Below are 21,521 nucleotides of genomic sequence, written 5' to 3' on the forward strand. Positions count from 1 at the left end.
CCTTGCGGACAGGCTGCTACGGCACGGGAACCGATAGCGGACTGGTGCGTGTCAAGTTCAATGACTGATCATCCAAGGGCGTTTGCCTGCGAAGGCCTTGGAGCCATCGGGGGCACGCACCGTCGAACTGCGCTTGGACGAGGACCCTGAGCAGCACCCGCAGCCCGCAGGATGTCGCATTCGCCCGTAGTCGCCATCGCGCGAGGAGCGGGGCGCGTGCGCGGCCCGCTCATTGGTCTCGTGCGCCGCCCGTGTCTCGCTGCTCAGGCAGGCCAGGCGCGGCGCGGCCACGAAGACGCGGGGCGACGTTGCCCCGCAGTCCGGGCAGGCACAGGGCTCGTCGCGCTGCGATACCGAGCGCAGCGCGTCGAAGCCGCCGCAGTCCGGACACGCGTAGTCGTAGGTGGGCATGCGGGGCTCCTGCTTGGTTACTTGACGTCGGGCGAGATCGGCATCTGGATGCTGCCGTCGATGAACTTCACCGGACCGGCCGCCGTGGGGTTGATGTCGAAGTCGAAGATTTCGGTGGGCAGCCAGAGCGTGGCGCAGGCATTGGGCACGTCCACCACGCCGCTCACGTGGCCTTGCACCGGCGCCGTGCCCAGGATGGAGTAGGCCTGGGCGCCGCTGTAGCCGAACTTCTTGAGGTACTCGATGGCGTTCAGGCAAGCCTGGCGGTAGGCGATGGTCACGTCCAGGTAGTGCTGCTTGCCCGCCTCGTCGACCGAGATGCCTTCGAAGATCAGATAGTCCTTGTAGTTGGGTGTGATGGGGCTCGGCTTGAAGATGGGGTTCTTGATGCCGTACTTGGCCATGCCCCCCTTGATGAGGCTGACGCGCATGTGCACCCAGCCCGCCATCTCGATGGCGCCGCAGAAGGTGATCTCCCCGTCGCCCTGGCTGAAGTGCAGATCGCCCACCGAGAGGCCCGCGCCGTCCACGTAGACCGGGAAGTAGATCTTGGAGCCGCGCGACAAGTCCTTGATGTCGCAGTTGCCACCGTGTTCGCGCGGTGGCACGGTGCGCGCACCTTCGGCGGCCACCTTCTTGGCGGCGTCACCCGTGAGTTTTCCCAGATGGGCAGTGCCGGCGAAGGGCGGGTTGGCCAGGCCGGGCACGCGCGTGGGGTCGGTGTCGATCAGGGCCTGCTCGCGCTGGTTCCATTCGTCCAGCATCTTCTTGTCGGGCAGGCAACCGATCAGGCCGGGGTGGATCAGGCCGGCGTATTCCACGCCGGGCACGTGGCGGCTCTTGGTGAACATGCCGTTGATGTCCCAGATCGACTTTTGCGCCAGCGGGAAGTGGTCGGTCAGAAAACCGCCGCCGTTCTTCTTGCTGAAGAAGCCGTTGAAGCCCCAGAGGCTGTCCTGCTTGGCGCCGATGTCCAGCAGGTCCACCACCAGCAGGTCACCGGGCTGCGCGCCCTTGACGCCTACGGGGCCGGAGAGGTAGTGCACGGTGGAAAGGTCGATGTCGCGCACATCGTCGGCGCTGTCGTTGTTCTTGATGTAGCCGCCGGTCCAGTCGTAGGTTTCCAGCACGAAATCCTCGCCAGGGTTGACCCAGACCGCGATCGGGATGTCCGGGTGCCAGCGGTTGTGCACCAGCGGATTGCTGGGTGCGGGTTGCTTGAGATCGACCTTGATCAGAGTGTCAGCCATGGTGTTGCTCCTAAGGGTGGCGGTTGAAAGTGGTCAGACGGAGAGGTAGGACTTGATGCGTTGCACATCGGTCTGCGCGCGCAGGGTCTCGTGCACCAGGCGGCCGCCTTCGATGACGAAGAGGCGGTCGGCCACGTCCATCGCGAAGGACAGCACCTGCTCGGACACGACGATGGTGATCTCGCGCAGCTTGCGGATCTCGTTCAGCGCCTTGGCGATGTCCTTGATGATCGAAGGCTGGATGCCCTCGGTGGGCTCATCGAGCAGCAGCACCTTGGGGTCGGTCACCAGCGCGCGCGCGATGGCCAACTGCTGCTGCTGGCCGCCCGAGAGGTTGCCGCCCTTGCGTCGGCGCATGTCCCAGAGCACGGGAAAGAGCGCGTAGATCTCTTCGGGGATGCGCCGGACCTTGGCGTTCTCCAGACCGGTCTGGATGTTTTCCTCCACCGTCAGCGTGGGGAAGATCATGCGGCCCTGGGGCACGTAGGCGATGCCCTTGGCAACGCGGCGGTAGCTTTCGTCCTTCGAGACATCCTGGCCATCGACCTCGATGTGACCGGACTTGAGCGGCAGCACGCCCATCAGGCTCTTGAACAGCGTGGTCTTGCCCATGCCGTTGCGGCCCATGATGGCGACCGTCTCATTCTTGTTCCCCTCGAAAGAGATGCCGTGCAGCGCCTCGCTCTGGCCGTAGGCCGTGTACATGTCGGTGACTTTGAGCATGGTGTGACTCCTCAATGGCCCAGATAAACGTCGATCACCTTGGGGTCGGCCTGCACGGTTTCCATGGAACCCTCGGCGAGGATCTTTCCCTGGTGCATGACCGTGACCTTGTGCGCGATCTGCTTGACGAACTCCATGTCGTGCTCGATGACGATCACCGAGCGGTTCTTGCAGATGCGCTTGAGCAGGTCGGCCGTGAGTTCGCGCTCGCGCGCGCTCATGCCGGCGATGGGTTCGTCCAGCATCAGCAACTCGGGTTCCTGCATCAGCAGCATGCCGATCTCCAGCCACTGCTTCTGGCCGTGGGAAAGCAGGCCGGCTTCCTTGTCCAGCACCTCGGCCAGGCCGATCTCCTCGGCCACGACCTGCACGCGGGCCTTCACCTCGTCGGTGCACTTGAAGCCCAGCGCGCCGAACACCGAGCGTCCCGAGGGGAAGGAGACCTCAAGGTTCTGGAACACGCTGAGGTTTTCGTAGATTGAGGGCGTCTGGAACTTGCGGCCGATGCCGCGGCGCACGCGGATGTGCTCGTCCAGTGCGGTGAGTTCCTCGTTCTTGAACTTGATGCTGCCGCCGCTGGCCTTGGTCTTGCCGCAGATCAGGTCCAGCAGCGTGGTCTTGCCCGCGCCGTTGGGGCCGATGATCACGCGCAGCTCGTTCTTGTCGACGTAGAGCGTGAGGTTGTCGATGGCCTTGAAGCCGTCGAAGGAGACCGTGAGGTCCTCCACGGCCAGGGCGAAGTCGGTGTTGCTCATGGTGGGCTCCTGGGAGGTCCGGTTCGGGGCTCAGGCGCGCTGGCCGCTGAGGGAGTTCGCGGCAGCGGGGCCGCCCCCGCGACTCGTGGGTGGTTTAGGCGCCCCGTCGGCGGAGGCTGGGCTGCTGGCGTCCCGGCGCACGGCGGCGCGGATGGCGAGTCGCTCGGCCTGCTTGCGGCGCCACCACGGCACGACCTTCTGGGCCCACAGGCCGGCCAGGCCTTCCGGGAATGCCATGGTCACGCCGATGAAGAGCGCGGCCATCAGGAAGAGCCAAAGGTCGGGAAAGGTTTCGGAAAAGTAGGTCTTGCCGAAGTTCACCAGCAGCGTGCCATAGACCGCGCCGACCAGGCTCATGCGCCCGCCCACCGCCGCGTAGATCACCATCTCGATCGAAGGCACGATGCCCACGAAGGAGGGCGACATGAAGCCCACCTGCAGCGTGAACAACGCGCCGCCGATGCCCGATAGCGCGGCGGCCAGGCAAAAGACGAAGACCTTGAACATGGCCACGTCGTAGCCCGAGAAGCGCACCCGGTCTTCCTTGTCGCGCATGGCCAGCAACAGGGTGCCGAGCTTGCTTTTCTGGATCCAGAGGCAGAGCAGGATGGTGCCCAGCAGCAGCAAGGCGCAGAGGTAGTACAGGAGGTACTTCGCGCCGTCGGTGCGGATGTCCCAGCCCATCAGGGTCTTGAGGTCGGTCATGCCGTTGATGCCGCCGGTGTAGCCCTGCTGGCCAACGATGAGCACGGTCAGGATCAGCGCCACCGCCTGGGTGATGATGGCGAAGTACACACCGCCCACGCGACGCTTGAACATGGCGTAACCGATGACGAAGGCCAGGATGGTCGGGATCAGCACCACCGCGACCAGCGCGAAGGGCAGGTGCTTGAAGGGCTCCCACCACAGCGGCAGGGCGGTGAGCTGGTTCCAGTCCATGAAGTCGGGGATGCCGGGCGTGGACTGGATCTTGGTGCTGACCGGGTCGCTGGCCTCCAGCTTGAGGAACATGGCCATGGCGTAGCCGCCCAGGCCGAAGAACACGCCCTGGCCCAGGCTGAGCACGCCGCCATAGCCCCAGAGCATGACCAAGCCGAGCGCCACGAAGCCATAGCTCAGGTACTTGCCCACGAGGTTGAGGCGGAAGATGTCGAAGGTCAGGGGAAAGAGCACCAGCAGCACCAGGGCCAGGATGAACACCTTGCCCAGGCCCTTGCTGGCGAGCCACGCGGTGAATTGCTTCATGGGAAGACTCCTGAAATGAAAAGCGCAATCAGCGCCGGACCTTGCTGGCGAACAGGCCTTGCGGGCGGATCATGAGAATCACGACGATGAGCGAGAGCGTGAGCACCTTGGCCATGGAGCCGGTGATGAAGAACTCGCCGATGGACTGCGTCTGCGCGATGCCGAAGGCCGAGGCCACGGTGCCCAGCAGGCTGGCCGCGCCGCCGAAGGTCACGACGAGGAAGGAGTCGACGATGTAGAGCGAACCGCTGGTTGGACCCGTGGAGCCAATGGTGGTGAAGGCCGCGCCCGCCACGCCAGCGATGCCGCAGCCGATGGCGAAGGTGAGCCGATCGGTCCGGCTGGTGTTGATGCCGATGGCATTGGCCATGGTGCGGTTGCTCACCGTGGCGCGCACCCGCAGGCCCCAACGGCTCTTGTACAGCGCAATCAGCACGCCGCCCGTCACCAGGGCGGTGAGTGCCAGCACGAACAGGCCGTTGATCGGGATGTCCAGACCTTCATGCGGGGCCCAGGAACCCATCAGCCACTCGGGCAGCGTGGGGCTGACTTCCTTGGGGCCGATGGCCGAGCGGAACACTTGCTGGACCGCCAGACTCAGACCCCAGGTGGCCAGCAGGGTGTCCAGCGGACGTTTGTAGAGAAAGCGGATCAGGCCCCATTCCACCAGCCAGCCCGCGACGAAGGCCAGCAGAAAGGCCACGATGATGGACACGGGGAAATAGAAGGGCACGAGGTCTGGCGCGAACTTCTCCGTCAGCGTGGACAGGAGGAAGACGGTGTAGGCGCCGATGGTCATGAATTCGCCATGCGCCATGTTGATCACGCCCATCTGGCCGAAGATGATGGCCAGACCCAGGCCCATCAGCAGCAGCACCGAGAACAGGCTCAGCCCCGCGAAGCCCTGCATGAGGGTGATGTTGAGTATTTCCGAGAATTCCATGTGTCACCTGCCTGTCTGAGCGTGTGCCCGCGCCCGCGTCGGTCCGTGGGTGCGAAGCGGAAAAACGGGGTGGCGGCCATTCCCCGTTCCAACCCGGGCCGCCACCCCGACCCCTCGCGGAGTCCGGTACCTGCTTACTGGTAACCCTTGGGGAAGGGATCGGGTTCGATCAGCTTGGGCGACTCGGACACCACCTTGAAGGTGCCGTCCTTGTTGCCGATGGCGATGCGCGACTTGCTCCACAGGTGGTGGTTCTCGTGCAGCTTCACGTAGCCTTCCGGCGCGGTCTTGAGCTCGATGCCGGGCGAAGCGGCCACGACCTTGTCTACGTCGAAGCTGCCGGCCTTCTCGACGGCGGCCTTCCACAGCCAGGGGCCCAGGTAACCGGCCTGGGTCACGTCACCGATCACCGCGTCCTTGCCGTACTTGGCCTTGAAGGCGGCGACAAACTTCTTGTTGTTCTCGTTGTCCAGGGTCTGGAAGTACTTCATCGAGCTGTAGAAGCCTTCGAAGTTCTCGCCGCCCACGCCGGTCATCTCGTCCTCGGTCACCGACAGGGTGAGCAGGAATTGCTTGGCGCCGGTGATGCCTGCGGCCTTGAGCTGCTTGTAGAAGGCCACGTTGGAGCCACCCACCACCGCGGCGAAGATGCAGTCCGGCTTGGCGACCTTGATCTTGTTGATCAGGGAGTTGAAGTTGGTGTTGCCCAGCGGGTAGTACTCCTCGCCCACCACCTTGCCCAGCTTGCCCACGGACTCGATGTGCTTGCGCGCGATCTTCATCGAGGTGCGGGGCCAGATGTAGTCCGAGCCGACCAGGAAGAAGGTCTTGGCCTTCTTCTCCTTGGCGCCCCAGTCCAGGCCGTAGATGATCTGCTGCGTGGCTTCCTGGCCGGTGTAGATCACGTTCTTGGACTGCTCGAGGCCCTCGTAGAACGTCGGGTAGTAGAGCAGGCCGTTCTCCTTCTCGAAGATGGGCAGCACGGCCTTGCGCGAGGCGCTGGTCCAGCAGCCGAAGACGGCGGCCACGTGGTCGTTGACCAGCAGCTTCTTGGACTTCTCGGCGAAGGTCGGCCAGTCAGAGGCGCCGTCTTCTTTGATCACCTTGATCTTGCGGCCCAGGATGCCGCCCATGGCATTGATCTGGTCGATCGCCAACTGTTCGGCCTGGATGGAGCCGGTTTCGGAGATGGCCATGGTGCCGGACGACGAGTGCAGCTGCCCCACGACGACTTCGGTGTCGGTGACGGCCAGCTTGGTCGTGTTGACGGCCGCGGTGGGCGGCGCTGCGGCGTGGCCGAGCGCGGGCAGGCCGGCGATGGACAGGGCCCCCAGGCCCTGCAGCAACTGGCGGCGCTGCAGGCCGGGGGCCTGCGGCGGGGTGGGGACGGACGATTTTTTCATGGGGCACTCCTGCTGAGAATGGTGGGAACCAAGAGCACCGGCCTTCACTTTCAGCCAGGTGCCGCGCGACACGACGTCACCGCTGGCGCCAGATTAGGGAGAGACGCTCCGCCGTCCCATACGTCAATCAACGTATCGCCGACCCCGGCCGCCGCGAGAACACTTCTTGCATGTGCACCCGTGTGGGCATCCCATGGCCCCAGAAAGAGGCGCATTCATGAATACCGCCCGGCAGCGCATCTTCCCGATCCGCCGCGACTACAACTCCTGGGTTGCCAACGAGACCCTGGAGGACTACGCCCTGCGTTACACGCCGCGCGGTGCACGCAAATGGAGCGAATGGCGCGTGGCCAACACCGCCTTCGGCGGCATGTCTTTCCTGGCGCTGGAGGCCATCGGCGGCGCCATCGCGCTGAGTTACGGTTTCGGCAATGCGCTCTGGGCCATCCTGGTGATGGGGCTGATCACCTTTCTCACGGGCCTGCCGATCTCGGTCTACGCCGCACGTCACGGCCTGGACATGGACCTGCTCACGCGGGGCGCGGGTTTCGGCTACCTGGGTTCCACCGTCACCTCGCTGATCTACGCCAGCTTCACCTTCATCTTCTTCGCGCTGGAGGCGGCCATCATGGCGCTGGTCCTGGAGATGGCCTTCGGCTGGCCGCTGGTGTGGTGCTACGTGTTGTCCTCGCTGGTCATCATTCCGCTGGTCCTCTACGGCATCACCTTCATCTCGCGCCTGCAGACCTGGACGCAGCCGGTGTGGATCGTGCTGCTGCTCTGGCCCTTTGCCTGGTTCGCGCTCGAGCAGCCTCAGCTCTACCGCGATTTCACTGGCCTGTCGGGGCTCACCTCGGGCAGCAGCGAGTTCGAGCCGCTGATGTTCGGCGCCGCTGCCACCGTGGCGTTCTCGCTCATCGTGCAGGTGGGTGAACAGGTGGACTACTTGCGTTTCATGCCCGAACGCACGCGCACCAACCGCTGGCGCTGGTGGGGCTGCGTGCTGCTGGCCGGGCCGGGCTGGATCGTCATGGGCATGCTCAAGATGCTGGCCGGCGCCTTCCTGGCCTTCGTGGCCCTGCAGTACGGCGCGTCGCCCGGCCAGGCGGCCGAACCCACGCAGATGTTCCTAGTGGGTTACATGCGAGCGGTCGACAGCCCGACGCTGGCTTTGTGGCTGACGGTGGTCTTCGTCATCATCTCCCAGGTCAAGATCAACGTGACCAACGCCTACGCGGGCTCGCTGGCCTGGAGCAATTTCTTCGCGCGCATCACGCGCAGCCATCCGGGGCGCGTGGTCTGGCTGGTATTCAACGTCATCATCGCCATGCTGCTGATGACGCTGGGCGTGTTCGGCGCGCTCGAACACGTGCTGGGTCTGTATGCCAATGTGGCGATCGCCTGGGTTGGTGCCCTGGTGGCCGATCTGGTGATCAGCAAGCCGCTGGGTCTCAGTCCGCCCGGCGTGGAGTTTCGGCGTGCCTACCTCTACGACCTCAACCCCGTGGGCCTGGGCGCCATGCTGCTGGCCGCAGCACTGGCCTGCGTGGCCTACGCGGGTTTGCTGGGTGTCTGGGCCGAAGCCTTCGCGCCCTTCATCGCGCTGTTCACGGCCATGCTCACCGCGCCGCTGCTGGCCTGGGCCACGCGGGGGCGGTATTACCTCGCGCGCCAGGATCCTTCGCCGTGGAAGCCGGGCGAGCTCGTGCGTTGCAGTGTCTGCGACAACCACTTCGAGAGTGCCGACATGGCGCATTGCCCGGCCTACGGTTCACCCATCTGCTCCTTGTGTTGCTCGCTCGAATCGCGTTGCCATGACCGCTGCAAGACCGAGGCGCGCGCGGCCGACCAGGTGAGCCGGGCACTGGCCTGGGTGTTGCCAGCCGGGCTGAACAACCGGTTCAATTTTCGCGTCGCGCAGTACTTCGCGGTCTTTCTGGGTCTGTCCGCGCTCATGGGATTTTTGTTGGGCGTCGTTTATGTGCAGGAAAGCCTGCAGGGCGCGGCGCATGCCGAGGCCCTGAGGTTGCCCTTCATCAAGGCCTTCTCGTTGATGGCGGTGCTGGCCGCCGTCTGCGCCTGGTGGGTGGTGCTGGCCAACGAGAGCCGGCGCATGGCGCACGACGAGTCCGAGCGGCAGACCCAGTTGTTGCAGAAGGAAATCGACGCCCACCAGCGCACCGACGAGGCACTGCAGAGCGCCAAGGAGGCGGCCGAATCTGCCAGCCAGGCCAAGACCCGTTACGTGGCTGGCATGACGCACGAGTTGCGCACGCCGCTCAACAGCATCCTGGGCTACGCTCAGATCCTCCTGCGCGGCAACACGCTCAAGGGCGGCGCGCGCGAGGCCGTCACCACCATCCAGCAGAGTGGTCAGCACATGCACGCGCTGATCGACGGTCTGTTGGACCTGGCGCGCATCGAAGCCGGCCGCCTGCGGCTGGACCCGGCGCCCTTGCCCTTCCAGGAATTCCTGTCCGAACTCGCGCGCATGGTCCAACCCCAGGCCGAGGGCAAGGGCCTGGCCTTCCGGCTCGAAACCCTGGGGCGTGTGCCAGCCTGGGTGCGCGCCGACGCCAAGCGTTTGCGCCAGATCCTGATCAACCTGCTGGCCAACGCGGTACGTTTCACGGACCGGGGTCGCATCGTGTTCCGCGTCGACTGCCGGCACGAGGTGCTGCGCTTCGAGGTCGAGGACACGGGCATCGGCATCGCGCCGCAGGACCAGGAGCGCATCTTCATGCCCTTCGAGCGCGGCAGCGCGGGTCGGCGCTCCAGCGAATCCGGCACCGGTCTGGGTCTGGCCATCACCCACTTGCTGACCGAGCTGATGGGGGGCGAGCTGCTGCTGCAGAGCGAGGTCGGTCGGGGCAGCATCTTCAGCGTGCGCCTCTACCTGCGCGAGATCGAACCGCCGGCCCGCCCGGCCGTCAACGCCCTGCGACCCATCGCGGGTTACCTCGATCCACGCCGCACCCTGTTGGTGGTGGACGACCAGCCCGTGCAACGCCAACTGCTGGCCAGCCTGCTGCTGCCCCTGGGCTTCGTGGTGCGCGAGGCCGCCAGCGGCCGTGAAGCACTGGAGATCGTTCAACAGCGCCTGCCCGACGCGGTGCTGCTGGACATCAACATGGACGACCTCAACGGCTGGCAGACCGCGCAACTGATGCGCGACGTGGCACCGACCCTGCCCATCCTGCTGGTCTCGGCCGACCCCTTCGAGAACCGTCCCGAACTGCTGGCCGCGGTCGGCGCACGCGGTTTCGTGAACAAGCCGGTGATCGAGTCAGAGCTGCTGGACCTGCTGGCGCGCATGCTGCAGCTTGAATGGGTGCACGAGGTGCAGCGTGTCGACGCCCCGCCTCTCACGTCCCTGGGCGTCGCGGGCGTCTTGCCCCTGCCGCAGGAGCTGCGGGAGCGTCTGATCGCGCTGGCCCGTCAGGGCAACGCCAGCGGCCTGCGCAGCCTGCTGCGCGGACGCGCCGAGCAGGCACCGGCCCTGGCCGAGACCTTGCAAGTGCTGGTCGCCTACGTGGATCGGTTCGACTTTCCCGCCTTGATCGCCCGCTTGAGAGAGACCGAAGATGCCTCCCCTGCCTGAGTCCCTCGTCCCCCTTGCCTCGCAAGTCTCCCACGTGGTGCTGGTGGTAGACGACGCACCCGAGACCTTGCGCATGCTGTGCGACGCCCTGGCGCTGGAGGGCTACACCGTGCTGGTCGCGCGCGACGCCACCGAGGCGCTGGAGCGCTTCGAGATGGGCGTGCCTGACGCGGTGCTGCTGGATGCGCTGATGCCGGGCGAGGACGGTTTTTCCCTTTGCCGTCGACTCAAGGCCGAACCGCCGTGGGCCCATGTGCCTGTGATCTTCATGACCGGCCTGGCCGAGACCGAGCAGATCCTGCAGGGGTTTGCCTGCGGCGGCGTGGACTACGTGGTCAAGCCCTTGCGCATCCCCGAGGTGCTGGCCCGTCTGGCGACGCACCTGCGCAATGCCCATGTGAGCCGACTTGCGCGCGAGGCCGTGGATGTGGCCGGTCTGGGTGTGCTGCTGCTGGACAGCCAGGGCCGCATCGCCTGGCGTTCACCTCAGGCCACGCGTTGGTTGCAGCAGATTCCGGCGCTGCGCGAGGGCGAGGCCGCCTTGCGTCGCTGGCTGCTGCAACTGCTGGACCAGGGTGAGGCCCTCGTGACCTTGCCCGATGGCAGCCAGTTGCAGGCCCGCCACCTCGGTCAGGGGGGACCAGGCGAACGCATGGTGCTGTTGCGGCAACTGCCGGCTGCGGCCTCCGGAATGGTGCCGCGCGATCCGTCCCAGCGGCGCTTGAGCGGCGCGGCACTCACGCCGCGTGAGACGGAGGTGCTGTCCTGGCTGGCCAAGGGCAAGACCAACCGCGACATTGGCGACATCCTGGGCATGAGCCCGCGCACGGTCAACAAGCACCTGGAGCACATTTTCGAGAAACTGGGCGTGGAGACCCGAACGGCCGCGGCCGCCATTGCCAACAGCCTGCTCTTGGAAGACTGAGCGCGAAAGCCCAAAAAACTTCTGCTACAATGCGCAGCTTCGCGGCTGTAGCTCAGTTGGATAGAGTACTTGGCTACGAACCAAGGGGTCGTGGGTTCAATTCCTGCCAGCCGCACCAAAAAAGAAAAGCCCGCAACCGCAAGGTTGCGGGCTTTTTCCTTTTTTGCCACGATTCTTCCGCCATGAGCAAAGCCTTCACCCGCGAAACCGATGCCGATGACGACGAGGACATCGGCCTGCCCGCCCTGCCCGCAGGCGGCAAGAACTACATCACGCCCGCTGGCTACGCGCGGCTGCGCGCCGAGCTGATGCAACTGATCGACGAAGAGCGTCCGAAGGTCGTGGAGGTGGTGCATTGGGCGGCCAGCAATGGCGACCGTTCCGAGAACGGGGATTACCTTTACGGCAAGAAGCGCCTGCGCGAAATCGATCGGCGTATCCGTTTTCTGACCAAGCGCCTGGAGATCGCCGAAGTGGCCGACCCGAGCGTGCACCATGGCAGCGATCAGGTGTTCTTCGGCGCGACGGTCACCTACGCGGATGGTTCCGGTGCGGAGCGCACCATCACCATCCTGGGCATCGACGAAGCGGACAATCTGCGCGGCCAGGTGAGTTGGATTTCACCGGTGGCGCGCACGCTGCTGAAGGCGCGCGTGGGTGATGTGCTCAAGCTGGTGACACCGGCTGGCGTGGAGGAGATTGAAGTGCTGGAAGTGAGCTACCCCAAATCGGGGGCTTGAGTGGCAGGCGGCACGCAGGTCCTTGGGCTTGGGGAGTGATGGCCTGTGGATGCCGTCGCCTGTTCAACTGGAGCTCGCGCGGCGTGCACGCAGGACGGCCGGGGTGCGCTTGAGCGCGCGCAGGGCCGCGGCCAGGTGGACGCGATCGCGCACAGCGATGATGAAGCGCAGATCGGTCACTTCCTGCGGGCCTTCCTGGCCCATGTCGATGTGGACGATGTCGGCCTCCGCGCCGGCCAGGGCCGAGGCCACACGCGCCAGCACGCCCTTGCCGTTGTTGAGGGTGACCACGATGGCGGTCTGGAAGGGGCGCGTCGGCTCGTCCGACCATTCGACGCCGATGAAGCGGTCGCTGTCCTTGTTCAGCAGCTTGCGGGCGGTGGCGCAATCGGCCGTGTGCACCACCAGGCCTTCGCCCCGGCCGAGGTAGCCAACGATGGCATCGCCGGGAATCGGGCGGCAGCAGGGGGCGTAACGCACCGACGCGCTTTCGCTGCCATCGACGGTGATCGGGGCTTGCCGTTCCTGGCGGCGCAGGAACTGCTCCTGGCTGACGCGGATCGCGTCGGGCCGGATCTTGGCGCCCTCCATGCCCTCGGCAATCAGGATGGCCAGGCGCTTGGCCACGATGTCGGCCACCCGCTTGCCCAGGCCGATGTCTTCCAGCAGCTCGGCGCGGCTGCGGTTGCCGGTGAAGTGCAGCAGCTTGCTCCACAGCGCGGTGCTGCCGGCTTCGTCGTCGGCCGGGAAGCGTTCCACGCCCTCGGCGCGCAGGGCCTGTAGCAGGAGTTTTTCGCCCAGTTTTTCACTGTCGGCCTGGGCCAGGGTCTTGAGGTGGTGGCGGATCTTGCTGCGCGCGCGGCCGGTGCGCACGAAGCTCAGCCAGGCCGGATTGGGCGCGGGGACGGTGGCGGTGACGATTTCCACCGCGTCGCCGCTTTGCAGCTCGGTGCGCAGTGGCACCTGCTCGCCGTTGATGCGGGCGGCCACCGCGCGGTCGCCCACGTCGCTGTGGATGGCGTAGGCGAAATCGACCACCGTGGCGCCGCGCGGCAGCGAGATGATCTTGCTCTTGGGTGTGAAGACATAGACCGATTCCGGGAACAGGTCCACCTTGACGTGGTCCAGGAACTCGGCGGCGTCGCGGGTTTCGTTCTGGATGTCCAGCAGCGATTGCAGCCACTGCGCCCCGAGGCGCGCGGCGATGGGGCTGTCCGGCTCGTTGGCCTTGTACAGCCAGTGCGCCGCCACGCCCGATTCAGCCACCACGTGCATGGCCTCGGTGCGGATTTGAAACTCCACGTGGACCGCCGAGGGCCCGACCAGCATGGTGTGCAGGGATTGGTAGCCGTTGGCCTTGGGGATGGCGATCAGGTCCTTGAAGCGGCCGGGCACCGGCTTGTAGAGCTGGTGCAGTACGCCCAGGGCGGTGTAGCAGTCGGTCAGGTTGGGCACGATGACCCGAAAGCCATACATGTCCGAGATCTGGGCGAAGCTCAGGTGCTTCTCGTCCATCTTCTTGTAGATGGAGTACAGGGTCTTCTCGCGGCCGGCCAGGCGCACCGGAATGTGGGCACCCTCGAAGGCGATTTCCACTTCCTTTTGCACCTTGCCGATCAGGTCACGGCGGCGGCTGCGCGCGCGCTCCAGGGCCTTGGCCAGCACGGCATGGCGCCAGGGGCGCAGATGGCTGAAGGAGAGCTCCTGCAGCTCGCGGTAGGTCTGGTTCAGGCCCAGACGGTAGGCGATGGGCGCGTAAATCTCCAGCGTCTCGGAGGAGATGCGCGCCCACTTGGCGCGCGGCACGTCGTCCAGCGTGCGCATGTTGTGGCTGCGGTCGGCCAGCTTGATCAGGATGACGCGCACGTCACGCGCCATGGCCAGCAGCATCTTGCGAAAGCTCTCGGCCTGGTTTTCCTCGCGGGTGCTGAACTGCAGCTTGTCCAGCTTGGTCAGGCCGTCCACCAGCTCGGCCACGGGTGCGCCGAAACGCTCGATCAGCTCGGGCTTGGTCACACCGCAGTCTTCGATGGCGTCGTGCAGCAGCGCCGCCATCAGGGCCTGGGCGTCAAGCTTCCATTCGGCGCACAGTCCGGCGACGGCGATAGGGTGGGTGATGTAGGGCTCGCCGCTGTTGCGCAACTGGCCCAGGTGGGCCTCGTCGGCGAAGCGGTAGGCCTGCCGCACCTGTTCCAGATCGGCGGGGGAGAGGTAATCCAGCTTCGCCGTGAGGTTGGCGAAGCTTGCCGCCGCCGCATTGGCCGCTGCCGCGTTGACCGTCTGGGCCACGGTCGGGTCTGCCGCCGAGCTCGAAAGGCCCGCAGGCAGTCCACCCAGGCCGGCGGCGGTAGCCGGAGCCGGGGGCGCGACGGTGGTGGGGGGCATGAAGTGGCTCACGGCCGAATGGTAGCGGGCAATAAAAAAGCACCGCGCGGGCGGTGCTTTATTTGTCGGTTTTTTGACGTTTTTCTGAAGACCGGGCCTGAGCCGGCTCAGATCGGTACTTTCTTGAGCATTTCCAGGCCGACTTTGCCTTCCGCGATCTCGCGCAGGGCGGTCACGCCCGGCTTGTTCTTGCTTTCGATCTTGGGCGCGTGGCCTTGGCTCAGCATGCGGGCGCGGTAGGTCGCGGCCAGCACCAGCTGGAAGCGGTTGGGGATCTGCTGCAGGCAATCTTCGACGGTGATGCGGGCCATGGGTTCTGCTCCAGGGGCTGAGCCGCGTCGATGAGGAGCGCGGTCCGGCGGTTGGGTGATTCGGGGAAGGCGGTCAGGGCAGATGCAGCGCCTCGAAGGTCTCGGGTCGGGCCCGGCGCTGGGCCGGATACCGAAGCCGCTGAGCTTGCACGACGAGTCGCAAGTCAGCCAAGGCGCGCTCGAACTGGTCGTTGATTATAACGAAGTCGAAGTGGGGTGCCTGGGCCATCTCGGTCGCCGCGTTTTTCAGGCGCAGGGCGATTACCTCTTCGCTGTCCTCGCCGCGCTTGATCAGGCGGGCCTGCAATTCCTCCCAGCTGGGCGGCAGGATGAACAGGGTGGCGGCGGCCGGGAACAGTTTCTTGATCTGCATGGCGCCCTGGTAGTCGATTTCCAGCACGATGTCCGTGCCAGCCAGGATGCGGTCCGCGATGGACTGGCGCGAGGTGCCGTAGCGGTGGCTGTGCACGTTCGCCCATTCCACGAAGGCATCGGCCGCGACCATGGAATCAAAGGCCAGTGGGGAGATGAAGTAGTACTCCCGCCCGTGCTGCTCCTGCCCGCGCGGCGCTCGCGTGGTGTGGGAGATCGACAGCTGCAGGCGCGGGTCTTGCGCCAGCAGCGCGTTGACCAGGCTGGACTTGCCCGCTCCGCTGGGGGCGGCGATGACAAAGAGGTTGCCGGGGTATTCCATGGCGAGATTCTAGAGGGCGGGTGTCGTGGCGCCAGTCCTTATTCCAGGTTCTGCACCTGCTCGCGCATCTGCTCGATCAGCACCTTCATGTCCACCGAGATGCGCGTGAGTTCCAGTGTCGCCGACTTGGAGCCCAGGGTGTTGGCTTCGCGGTGCAATTCCTGGATCAGGAAATCCAGCCGCTTGCCCAGTTCGCCGCCTTTTTTCAGCAGCCGCTCGATTTCGTCCAGGTGCGCGCCCAGGCGCGTCAGTTCCTCGGCCACGTCGATGCGGATGGCATAGGCCGTGGCCTCGGTGAGCGCCCGGTCCTGCGCGGCTTCAGGGGTGGCGCTGCCCTCAGACAGGTTCATCGCCTCCTTCCAGCGTTCCAGGAAGCGCTGTCTTTGCTGTTCCACGAGTTGGGGTACCAGGGGCGCCGCCTGCGTGGTGAGCTGACGCAGTTGCGCGATGTGCCCCAGCAGCATGGTGGCCAGCCGCGCACCCTCGCGTTCGCGGGCCTGCAGCAGGGCGTCCAGGGCCTGGGAGGTCAGCTTCTGGGCCAACGAACTCCAATCCTGTGGCAGGGCGCGCCGCTCGCTTTCATGCTGCTGCGTCGCCAGGCGCAACACGTCGGCCACGCTGAGTTCGCGCGCAGTCGGCAACCAGGTGCGCACGCTTTCCTGCAGCGCGCCCAGGCGCTGCAGCAGACGCGGGCTCGGGTCGCCCAAGGCCTCGCCGTCGCCGGTCTCGATGAAGGCGCGCAGCTCCACCTTGCCGCGCTTGAGCCGGCCCTGAACCAGTTCGCGCAGGGCCGGTTCGGTGGCGCGCAATTCTTCGGGCAAGCGCAGGGTCAGGTCCAGGAAGCGGCCATTGACCGAGCGGATTTCCAGGCCCAGGCGCGCGCCGGGCGTGGGGGAGGATGAGTTGGCTGAGGACGCGGAAGAGAAGGCCGAATGGTCCGCCGTGCCGGACGTAGGTGTGTTGGTGGCGGGGTCCTTGCGCGCCTCGTGCTGGGCGCTGGCGTAGCCGGTCATGCTGTAAACTGACATGGCTCTCCTCTCTGGTGATGCGTGGCGCCGCGATCGACGCGGCGCAATGGATACGGGTGCGGCCATTCCTGCGTTGCGACAGCGTCGCGACCGGCACCGGAAAAGCGGCGAGCATAACCGCACCGCCTTCCTTCCATCTCTTCCACGTCACGTCCACGATGGCCAAGGTCAAGCCCGCCCCCCTGTCGCCAGAGACCGTCATCGGTGGGGGTTACCGCATCGTGCGCAAGCTGGCCGCCGGGGGCTTCGGCGTGGTCTACCAGGCCACCGACGCTGCGGGTCAGCCCGTGGCCATCAAGGAATACCTGCCCGCTTCGCTGGTGACGCGCGCGTCCGGCGAATTGCTGCCGCAGGTGGCATCCGAGCGTCTCTCGCTCTATCGCCTCGGGCTCAAGAGCTTTTTCGAGGAGGGGCGCGCGCTGGCGCAGATTTCGCACCCCTCGGTGGTGAGCGTGCTCAACTTCTTCCGCGACAACGACACGGTCTACCTGGTGATGAACTACCTGGAAGGCGCCTCGCTGCAGGAATTCATCATCACCGCGCGTGAACAGAAGCAGCAGAAGGTGTTTCGCGAGTCGACCATCCGCTCGCTGTTCGACGAAGTGCTGCGTGGCCTGCGCATCGTGCACCAGCACAAGATGCTGCACCTGGACATCAAGCCCGCCAACGTTTTCGTGACCGATGACAACCGCGCGGTGTTGATTGATTTCGGCGCGGCGCGCGAGGTGTTGTCCAAGGAAAGCAGTTTCGTGCGCCCCATGTACACGCCTGGGTTTGCCGCACCCGAGATGTACCGGCGTGACGCGGTGCTCGGTCCCTGGACCGACATCTACGCCATCGGGGCCTGCATCTACGCCTGCATGCAGGGCTACCCGCCGTACGAGGCGCCGCAGCGGCTGGACAAGGATAGGCTGACCACCAGCCTGGCGCGACTGCGGGGTGTCTACTCCGACAACCTGATCGACGTGGTGGCCTGGTGCATGGCGCTGGATCCCTTGTCTCGCCCGCAGTCCGTCTTCGCCTTGCAGAAGGAGCTGAGCCGTGAAAGCGAATTGCGCTACACGCGCCTGACCCCGCGCGAGAAGATGCGCATGCGCTTCGATACCTGGATCTCCGAGCTGCGCAAGACCTTGCGTGGCCTGGCCGGCCTGTCCGCGGTCAAGACCCGCTGATTGAAGCCTCACTGACCATGAACACCCAGCTCCCCGGTGGCGCAGCCACCCCGCGTTCCGACAACCGCGCCGCCGATCAGTTGCGCGTCGTGCGCATCACCCGTCGCTACACCGTGCACGCCGAGGGCTCGGTGCTGATCGAATTCGGCCGTACCCGCGTGCTGTGCACTGCCTCGGTCGAGGAGCGCGTGCCGCCGCACAAGAGGGGCAGCGGTGAGGGCTGGGTCACGGCGGAATACGGCATGCTGCCGCGCTCCACCCACACCCGCAGCGACCGCGAGGCCGCGCGCGGCAAGCAGAGCGGGCGCACGCAGGAAATCCAGCGACTGATCGGTCGCAGCCTGCGCGCCGTGTTCGACCTCAAGCAATTGGGTGAGCGCACCATCACGCTGGACTGCGATGTGCTGCAGGCCGATGGGGGCACCCGCACCGCCGCCATCACCGGCGCCTGGGTTGCGGCGCAGGACGCGGTGAACACGCTGCTGGCGCAGGGCAAGCTCAAGGCCTCGCCCATCACGGCGCCGGTGGCGGCGGTGTCGGTGGGCATCGTCGCGGGCCGGCCGCTGCTCGACCTGGAATACACCGAGGACTCGGCCTGCGACACCGACATGAACGTGGTGATGACCGTCAACGCCGCGGGCGATGGCCATTACATCGAGGTGCAGGGCACGGCCGAAGGCGCGGCCTTCAGCCGCAAGGAGATGGACGCCTTGCTGGCCCTGGCAGAAAAAGGCATCCACGAACTGGTAGCCTTGCAGCGCCAAGCGCTTCAAGCGTGATGCCCGGAGTGAAACTTGCGTCATGAAACTGGTTCTCGCCTCCAACAACAAGGGCAAACTCGCCGAACTGCAGGAACTGTTTGCGCCGCTGGGCGTGGCGCTGATTCGGCAGGCAGACCTGAACATTCCCGAGGCGCCCGAGCCGCACCGCACTTTTGTCGAGAACGCCCTGGCCAAGGCCCGTCATGCCGCCAGGCTGAGTGGACTGCCCGCCGTCGCTGACGACGCGGGCCTGTGCGTGGACGCATTCGGTGGCCTGCCCGGCGTGGACACGGCCTACTACGCCACGCAGTTTGGCTATGAGAAGGGCGACGCCAACAATGTGCGCGCCTTGCTGGAGCAGATGAAGGACGTGCAGGGGCCGGGCAAACGCCGCGCCGCGCTGGTCAGCACCCTGGTGGCCTTGCGCTCCGCCGACGATCCCGAGCCCCTGATCGCCGTGGGCCGAGCCGTGGGTGAAATCACGCAGGCGCCCATAGGCGACAACGGTTTTGGTTTCGACCCGGTGATGTACATCCCCGCCTTCGGCAAGACCTTTGCGCAATTGCCGACCGAGGTGAAGAATGCAAACAGCCATCGCGGGCAGTCGGCAAGGCAGATGGTGCAATTGATGCGGGAGCGTTGGTTCTGAGCTTGAGATTCGGCTTCGCCGTGCATGCATGGTCGGCGAACGCGCGAGCCGGGCGCTGCGGATAGCGCGCTCATACGGTGGTGGTTGGCCTTTGGCCAACTTCGCATCGACCATGCCTTGAACGCCTGTCCGGCACAACTCGCTGTGCGATGGCGTTGCCATCGCGCCGCTCAAACACGATGCCGGAAATCAGAGGACGAAGCGCCGCACTTGCGGCGCGACGGCGTTCAGGGCATGGCCGATGCCACCACCGAAATCGCGCCCTGTCCGTAGCGCCCGGCTTGCGCGTCGGCTTGAGGCTGGCCTTACGCACATGCCAAGTCTCCATGAATGGGGACTTGACTCCGCGTCTTGCCCGAAAATACGTGCCTCACCATGCACGACATCCAACACTACATGCGTCCCGGCACGCTGCAATTGACCAGCTTGCCGCCGCTCTCGCTCTACGTGCACCTGCCCTGGTGCCTGAAGAAGTGCCCGTATTGCGATTTCAACTCGCATGAACTCAATCCCAGGGATGTCCCAGAGCAACGCTACCTCGACGCACTCGTTGCCGACCTCGAAGCCTCGCTGCCGCTGATCTGGGGCCGATCGGTCCAAAGCATCTTCATCGGTGGCGGCACGCCCAGTCTGTTCAGTCCGGCCGGCATCAACCGCCTGCTGAGCGATATCCGTGCACGTCTCAGGCTGGCCGCCGATTGCGAAATCACGCTGGAGGCCAACCCGGGCACGTTCGAGATAGACCGTTTCGCGGCCTTCCGCGCGGCGGGCGTGACGCGCCTGTCCGTGGGCGTGCAAAGCTTCAACGATGACCATCTGAAGGCTCTGGGCCGAGTGCATGACCGCGCCCAGGCCCTGGCCGCGCTGGAGGAGGCCGCGCGCAGCTTCGAGACCTGGAATCTGGACCTGATGTACGCCCTGCCGGGGCAGAGCCTGGCGCAACTGGACGCCGACCTCGACGCAGCGCTGTCCTTCGCGCCGCCACATTTGTCGGTCTACCACCTGACCATCGAGCCCAACACCTATTTCGCCAAGTTCCCGCCGCAGACGCCGGACGAGGACACGGCCTACGCCATGCTGGACCGCATCACCGAACGCACGGGTGCTTCGGGCCTGGGGCGTTACGAGGTCTCGGCCTACGCCCGACCCGGCCATGGTTGCCGCCACAACCTCAACTACTGGCAATTCGGTGATTACCTTGGCATCGGCGCGGGCGCGCACGGCAAACTCAGCTTCGCCCACCGCGTCATGCGTCAGGTGCGCGCGCGCGATCCGCGCCTGTACATGGAGCGTGCCCTGTCGGCGGAACCTGGCAGCGCCGTGGTGCAGGACGAGGAGGTCAGCCGCGCGGATCTGCCTTTTGAATTCATGCTCAACGCGCTGCGGCTGCGGGAGGGCTTCGCGTTGCAGGATTTCTCGGACCGCACGGGTTTGGCTTTGACCGCAATCCAGCGGCCGCTGGAAGAGGCCGAGCGCAAGGGCTGGCTCACGCGTGACCTGAGCAGGGTCCGACCTACGGAACAGGGGTTCGATTTTCTCAGCGACCTGCAGGCGCTGTTCCTGCCCTGATACTTGCCCCGGATCCTTCCAGGATCGAGCGCCATGGCTCATGGCCTTCGTTCGCGCTTCATTTCCGTGTCCGGCCTGCCGATATAGTCTCTGAGACCCCAGGCGCTCAGGAGGTGGCATGTTCTCGATTTACGGCGAAAGCGGTCGCATCTTTCGCGGCGCGATGGAAGATCTCTGGCGTGTGGACGCCTTGCGTGGCGTGATGCGCGCGCGCCGATTGCCTGGGCTGACGTCGGACCCTCGCGATCCCGCCGCCGTGGCGTATCGGCGCGCCACGGCCCGCGTGGCACGTGAGGGCGCTGCGGCAGAGCCGCAGGCCGATGCCGACGAGGTGGTGGCCGCCATCGAAGCGCCGCCCCGCAGCCTGGCGGCCGGCGCTGCACTGTCCGCCTACGCACAGGCCAGTGGCCAAGGCCGCGAGCGCCAACCGCTGCGGCGCGTGGCCGACGTGATGACCCGCCAACCCATGACCGTGAACGCGGATACCAGTGTTTTTGAGGCCTGGCGCTTGCTGGGCGAGCGCGGCGTGGGCCAGGCCCCGGTGCTGGCTGGCGCCGCCAGTGGCGCGCCTGGGCGGCTGGCTGGCCTGATCAGCCGGGCCGAACTGCTGGACCTGCGGCGCTTGCCGCGACCCGACGCGCCGGCCGACGCCTGGCGTGAACTGTTGATGCGTCCCGTGGCGGCCGTCATGTTCAGTCCCGTGCCGGCCGTCAGCCCGGATGCCGATCTGCGGCGCGTGGCCCGTGTGTTGCTCGACACCCACCTGCCTGGGCTGCCGGTGCTGGAAACCGTGGACAGCAGCATGGAACCTGGCGCGCAGGGCCAGGACGACGGCGTGCTCGTGGGGTTTATCTCGCGCAGCGACATCCTCCAGGCCGTGGTGCACGATCCGCCGCTGGACCTCTGGGGTTGACACTCTGCCCGCGCGACGAGGCCGGGCTTCCTTGCTTGCGTGG

General features: G+C 65.9%; 19 protein-coding genes and 1 tRNA gene. 9 read left to right on the forward strand and 11 right to left on the reverse strand.

Features of this window, described 5'->3' with window-relative positions:
• Positions 1 to 57: 57 nt before the first annotated feature.
• From DW355_RS06850 to urtA, 7 genes are all read right to left on the reverse strand, one after another.
• Positions 58 to 411, reverse strand: coding sequence for an FmdB family zinc ribbon protein (locus DW355_RS06850; protein ID WP_131278738.1), 354 nt, complete (start codon positions 409 to 411; stop codon positions 58 to 60).
• Positions 412 to 428: 17 nt separating this feature from the next.
• On the reverse strand, positions 429 to 1,661 hold the full coding sequence (gene fmdA, locus DW355_RS06855) for a formamidase (RefSeq protein WP_131278740.1): 1,233 nt from the start codon (positions 1,659 to 1,661) through the stop codon (positions 429 to 431).
• A 33-nt stretch (positions 1,662 to 1,694) separates the two neighbouring features.
• Entirely contained in the window at positions 1,695 to 2,384 is a 690-nt protein-coding gene (urtE, locus tag DW355_RS06860) for an urea ABC transporter ATP-binding subunit UrtE (protein WP_131278742.1), read from the reverse strand.
• Positions 2,385 to 2,395: 11 nt separating this feature from the next.
• On the reverse strand, positions 2,396 to 3,139 hold the full coding sequence (gene urtD / locus DW355_RS06865; protein WP_131278744.1) for an urea ABC transporter ATP-binding protein UrtD: 744 nt from the start codon (positions 3,137 to 3,139) through the stop codon (positions 2,396 to 2,398).
• Positions 3,140 to 3,169: 30 nt separating this feature from the next.
• Positions 3,170 to 4,384, reverse strand: coding sequence for an urea ABC transporter permease subunit UrtC (gene urtC, locus DW355_RS06870; protein ID WP_131278746.1), 1,215 nt, complete (start codon positions 4,382 to 4,384; stop codon positions 3,170 to 3,172).
• A gap of 28 nt (positions 4,385 to 4,412) precedes the next feature.
• The gene (urtB, locus tag DW355_RS06875; RefSeq protein WP_131278748.1) at positions 4,413 to 5,327 is read right to left on the reverse strand and encodes an urea ABC transporter permease subunit UrtB; all 915 of its coding nucleotides are present in this window, start codon (positions 5,325 to 5,327) and stop codon (positions 4,413 to 4,415) included.
• A 134-nt stretch (positions 5,328 to 5,461) separates the two neighbouring features.
• On the reverse strand, positions 5,462 to 6,730 hold the full coding sequence (gene urtA, locus DW355_RS06880) for an urea ABC transporter substrate-binding protein (RefSeq protein ID WP_131278750.1): 1,269 nt from the start codon (positions 6,728 to 6,730) through the stop codon (positions 5,462 to 5,464).
• Positions 6,731 to 6,947: 217 nt separating this feature from the next.
• Between urtA and DW355_RS06885 the strand changes: the two genes are divergently transcribed.
• The 4 genes from DW355_RS06885 to greB all read left to right on the forward strand — a co-directional run bounded on the left by DW355_RS06885 (position 6,948) and on the right by greB (position 11,996).
• Positions 6,948 to 10,331 (forward strand): hybrid sensor histidine kinase/response regulator, encoded by a 3,384-nt coding sequence (locus DW355_RS06885; RefSeq protein ID WP_131278752.1) that lies wholly within the window; start codon positions 6,948 to 6,950, stop codon positions 10,329 to 10,331.
• Positions 10,315 to 11,256: a response regulator transcription factor gene (locus DW355_RS06890; RefSeq protein ID WP_131278754.1), complete on the forward strand. Its 942-nt coding sequence runs from the start codon at positions 10,315 to 10,317 to the stop codon at positions 11,254 to 11,256. Before DW355_RS06885 ends, DW355_RS06890 begins: the two co-directional genes overlap by 17 nt.
• A 41-nt stretch (positions 11,257 to 11,297) precedes the next feature.
• Positions 11,298 to 11,374 (forward strand) — tRNA-Arg (locus DW355_RS06895).
• A gap of 64 nt (positions 11,375 to 11,438) precedes the next feature.
• Positions 11,439 to 11,996, forward strand: a complete 558-nt coding sequence (gene greB / locus DW355_RS06900; protein ID WP_131278755.1) for a transcription elongation factor GreB — start codon at positions 11,439 to 11,441, stop codon at positions 11,994 to 11,996.
• A 63-nt stretch (positions 11,997 to 12,059) separates the two neighbouring features.
• Here the strand turns inward: greB and DW355_RS06905 are convergent, their stop codons facing one another.
• The 4 genes from DW355_RS06905 to DW355_RS06920 all read right to left on the reverse strand — a co-directional run bounded on the left by DW355_RS06905 (position 12,060) and on the right by DW355_RS06920 (position 16,399).
• Positions 12,060 to 14,381 carry a RelA/SpoT family protein gene (locus DW355_RS06905; RefSeq protein WP_131278757.1) on the reverse strand — a complete coding sequence of 774 codons (2,322 nt, stop codon included), beginning with the start codon at positions 14,379 to 14,381 and terminating at the stop codon, positions 12,060 to 12,062.
• Positions 14,382 to 14,488: 107 nt separating this feature from the next.
• Positions 14,489 to 14,692: a DNA-directed RNA polymerase subunit omega gene (gene rpoZ, locus DW355_RS06910; RefSeq protein WP_131278759.1), complete on the reverse strand. Its 204-nt coding sequence runs from the start codon at positions 14,690 to 14,692 to the stop codon at positions 14,489 to 14,491.
• A gap of 73 nt (positions 14,693 to 14,765) precedes the next feature.
• The gene (gene gmk, locus DW355_RS06915) at positions 14,766 to 15,386 is read right to left on the reverse strand and encodes a guanylate kinase (RefSeq protein WP_131278761.1); all 621 of its coding nucleotides are present in this window, start codon (positions 15,384 to 15,386) and stop codon (positions 14,766 to 14,768) included.
• Between the two features lie 38 nt (positions 15,387 to 15,424).
• Positions 15,425 to 16,399, reverse strand: coding sequence for a YicC/YloC family endoribonuclease (locus DW355_RS06920; RefSeq protein WP_431733232.1), 975 nt, complete (start codon positions 16,397 to 16,399; stop codon positions 15,425 to 15,427).
• A gap of 173 nt (positions 16,400 to 16,572) precedes the next feature.
• Here DW355_RS06920 and DW355_RS06925 point away from each other — a divergent pair, with 173 nt between their 5' ends.
• The 5 genes from DW355_RS06925 to DW355_RS06945 all read left to right on the forward strand — a co-directional run bounded on the left by DW355_RS06925 (position 16,573) and on the right by DW355_RS06945 (position 21,478).
• A complete protein-coding gene (locus DW355_RS06925; RefSeq protein ID WP_131278765.1) occupies positions 16,573 to 17,586 on the forward strand; it encodes a serine/threonine protein kinase in 1,014 nt (337 codons plus the stop codon).
• 17 nt (positions 17,587 to 17,603) lie between these two features.
• Positions 17,604 to 18,365, forward strand: coding sequence for a ribonuclease PH (gene rph, locus DW355_RS06930; RefSeq protein WP_131278767.1), 762 nt, complete (start codon positions 17,604 to 17,606; stop codon positions 18,363 to 18,365).
• Positions 18,366 to 18,387: 22 nt separating this feature from the next.
• A complete protein-coding gene (locus DW355_RS06935; RefSeq protein ID WP_131278769.1) occupies positions 18,388 to 18,996 on the forward strand; it encodes a non-canonical purine NTP pyrophosphatase in 609 nt (202 codons plus the stop codon).
• A 375-nt stretch (positions 18,997 to 19,371) separates the two neighbouring features.
• Positions 19,372 to 20,565 carry a radical SAM family heme chaperone HemW gene (hemW, locus tag DW355_RS06940; protein WP_131278770.1) on the forward strand — a complete coding sequence of 398 codons (1,194 nt, stop codon included), beginning with the start codon at positions 19,372 to 19,374 and terminating at the stop codon, positions 20,563 to 20,565.
• Between the two features lie 118 nt (positions 20,566 to 20,683).
• On the forward strand, positions 20,684 to 21,478 hold the full coding sequence (locus tag DW355_RS06945) for a CBS domain-containing protein (RefSeq protein ID WP_131278772.1): 795 nt from the start codon (positions 20,684 to 20,686) through the stop codon (positions 21,476 to 21,478).
• Positions 21,479 to 21,521 lie beyond the last annotated feature (43 nt).

Source organism: Hylemonella gracilis (assembly GCF_004328645.1).
In the GTDB taxonomy this organism is placed as follows: Bacteria; Pseudomonadota; Gammaproteobacteria; order Burkholderiales; family Burkholderiaceae_C; genus Hylemonella; species Hylemonella gracilis_B.

Coding starts and splice junctions, on each gene's coding strand:
- DW355_RS06850 (WP_131278738.1), bottom strand. CDS start 411: ATGCCCACCTACGACTACGCGTGTCCGGACTGCGGCGGCTTCGACGCG.
- fmdA (WP_131278740.1), bottom strand. CDS start 1,661: ATGGCTGACACTCTGATCAAGGTCGATCTCAAGCAACCCGCACCCAGC.
- urtE (WP_131278742.1), bottom strand. CDS start 2,384: ATGCTCAAAGTCACCGACATGTACACGGCCTACGGCCAGAGCGAGGCG.
- urtD (WP_131278744.1), bottom strand. CDS start 3,139: ATGAGCAACACCGACTTCGCCCTGGCCGTGGAGGACCTCACGGTCTCC.
- urtC (WP_131278746.1), bottom strand. CDS start 4,384: ATGAAGCAATTCACCGCGTGGCTCGCCAGCAAGGGCCTGGGCAAGGTG.
- urtB (WP_131278748.1), bottom strand. CDS start 5,327: ATGGAATTCTCGGAAATACTCAACATCACCCTCATGCAGGGCTTCGCG.
- urtA (WP_131278750.1), bottom strand. CDS start 6,730: ATGAAAAAATCGTCCGTCCCCACCCCGCCGCAGGCCCCCGGCCTGCAG.
- DW355_RS06885 (WP_131278752.1), top strand. CDS start 6,948: ATGAATACCGCCCGGCAGCGCATCTTCCCGATCCGCCGCGACTACAAC.
- DW355_RS06890 (WP_131278754.1), top strand. CDS start 10,315: ATGCCTCCCCTGCCTGAGTCCCTCGTCCCCCTTGCCTCGCAAGTCTCC.
- greB (WP_131278755.1), top strand. CDS start 11,439: ATGAGCAAAGCCTTCACCCGCGAAACCGATGCCGATGACGACGAGGAC.
- DW355_RS06905 (WP_131278757.1), bottom strand. CDS start 14,381: ATGCCCCCCACCACCGTCGCGCCCCCGGCTCCGGCTACCGCCGCCGGC.
- rpoZ (WP_131278759.1), bottom strand. CDS start 14,692: ATGGCCCGCATCACCGTCGAAGATTGCCTGCAGCAGATCCCCAACCGC.
- gmk (WP_131278761.1), bottom strand. CDS start 15,386: ATGGAATACCCCGGCAACCTCTTTGTCATCGCCGCCCCCAGCGGAGCG.
- DW355_RS06920 (WP_431733232.1), bottom strand. CDS start 16,399: ATGACCGGCTACGCCAGCGCCCAGCACGAGGCGCGCAAGGACCCCGCC.
- DW355_RS06925 (WP_131278765.1), top strand. CDS start 16,573: ATGGCCAAGGTCAAGCCCGCCCCCCTGTCGCCAGAGACCGTCATCGGT.
- rph (WP_131278767.1), top strand. CDS start 17,604: ATGAACACCCAGCTCCCCGGTGGCGCAGCCACCCCGCGTTCCGACAAC.
- DW355_RS06935 (WP_131278769.1), top strand. CDS start 18,388: ATGAAACTGGTTCTCGCCTCCAACAACAAGGGCAAACTCGCCGAACTG.
- hemW (WP_131278770.1), top strand. CDS start 19,372: ATGCACGACATCCAACACTACATGCGTCCCGGCACGCTGCAATTGACC.
- DW355_RS06945 (WP_131278772.1), top strand. CDS start 20,684: ATGTTCTCGATTTACGGCGAAAGCGGTCGCATCTTTCGCGGCGCGATG.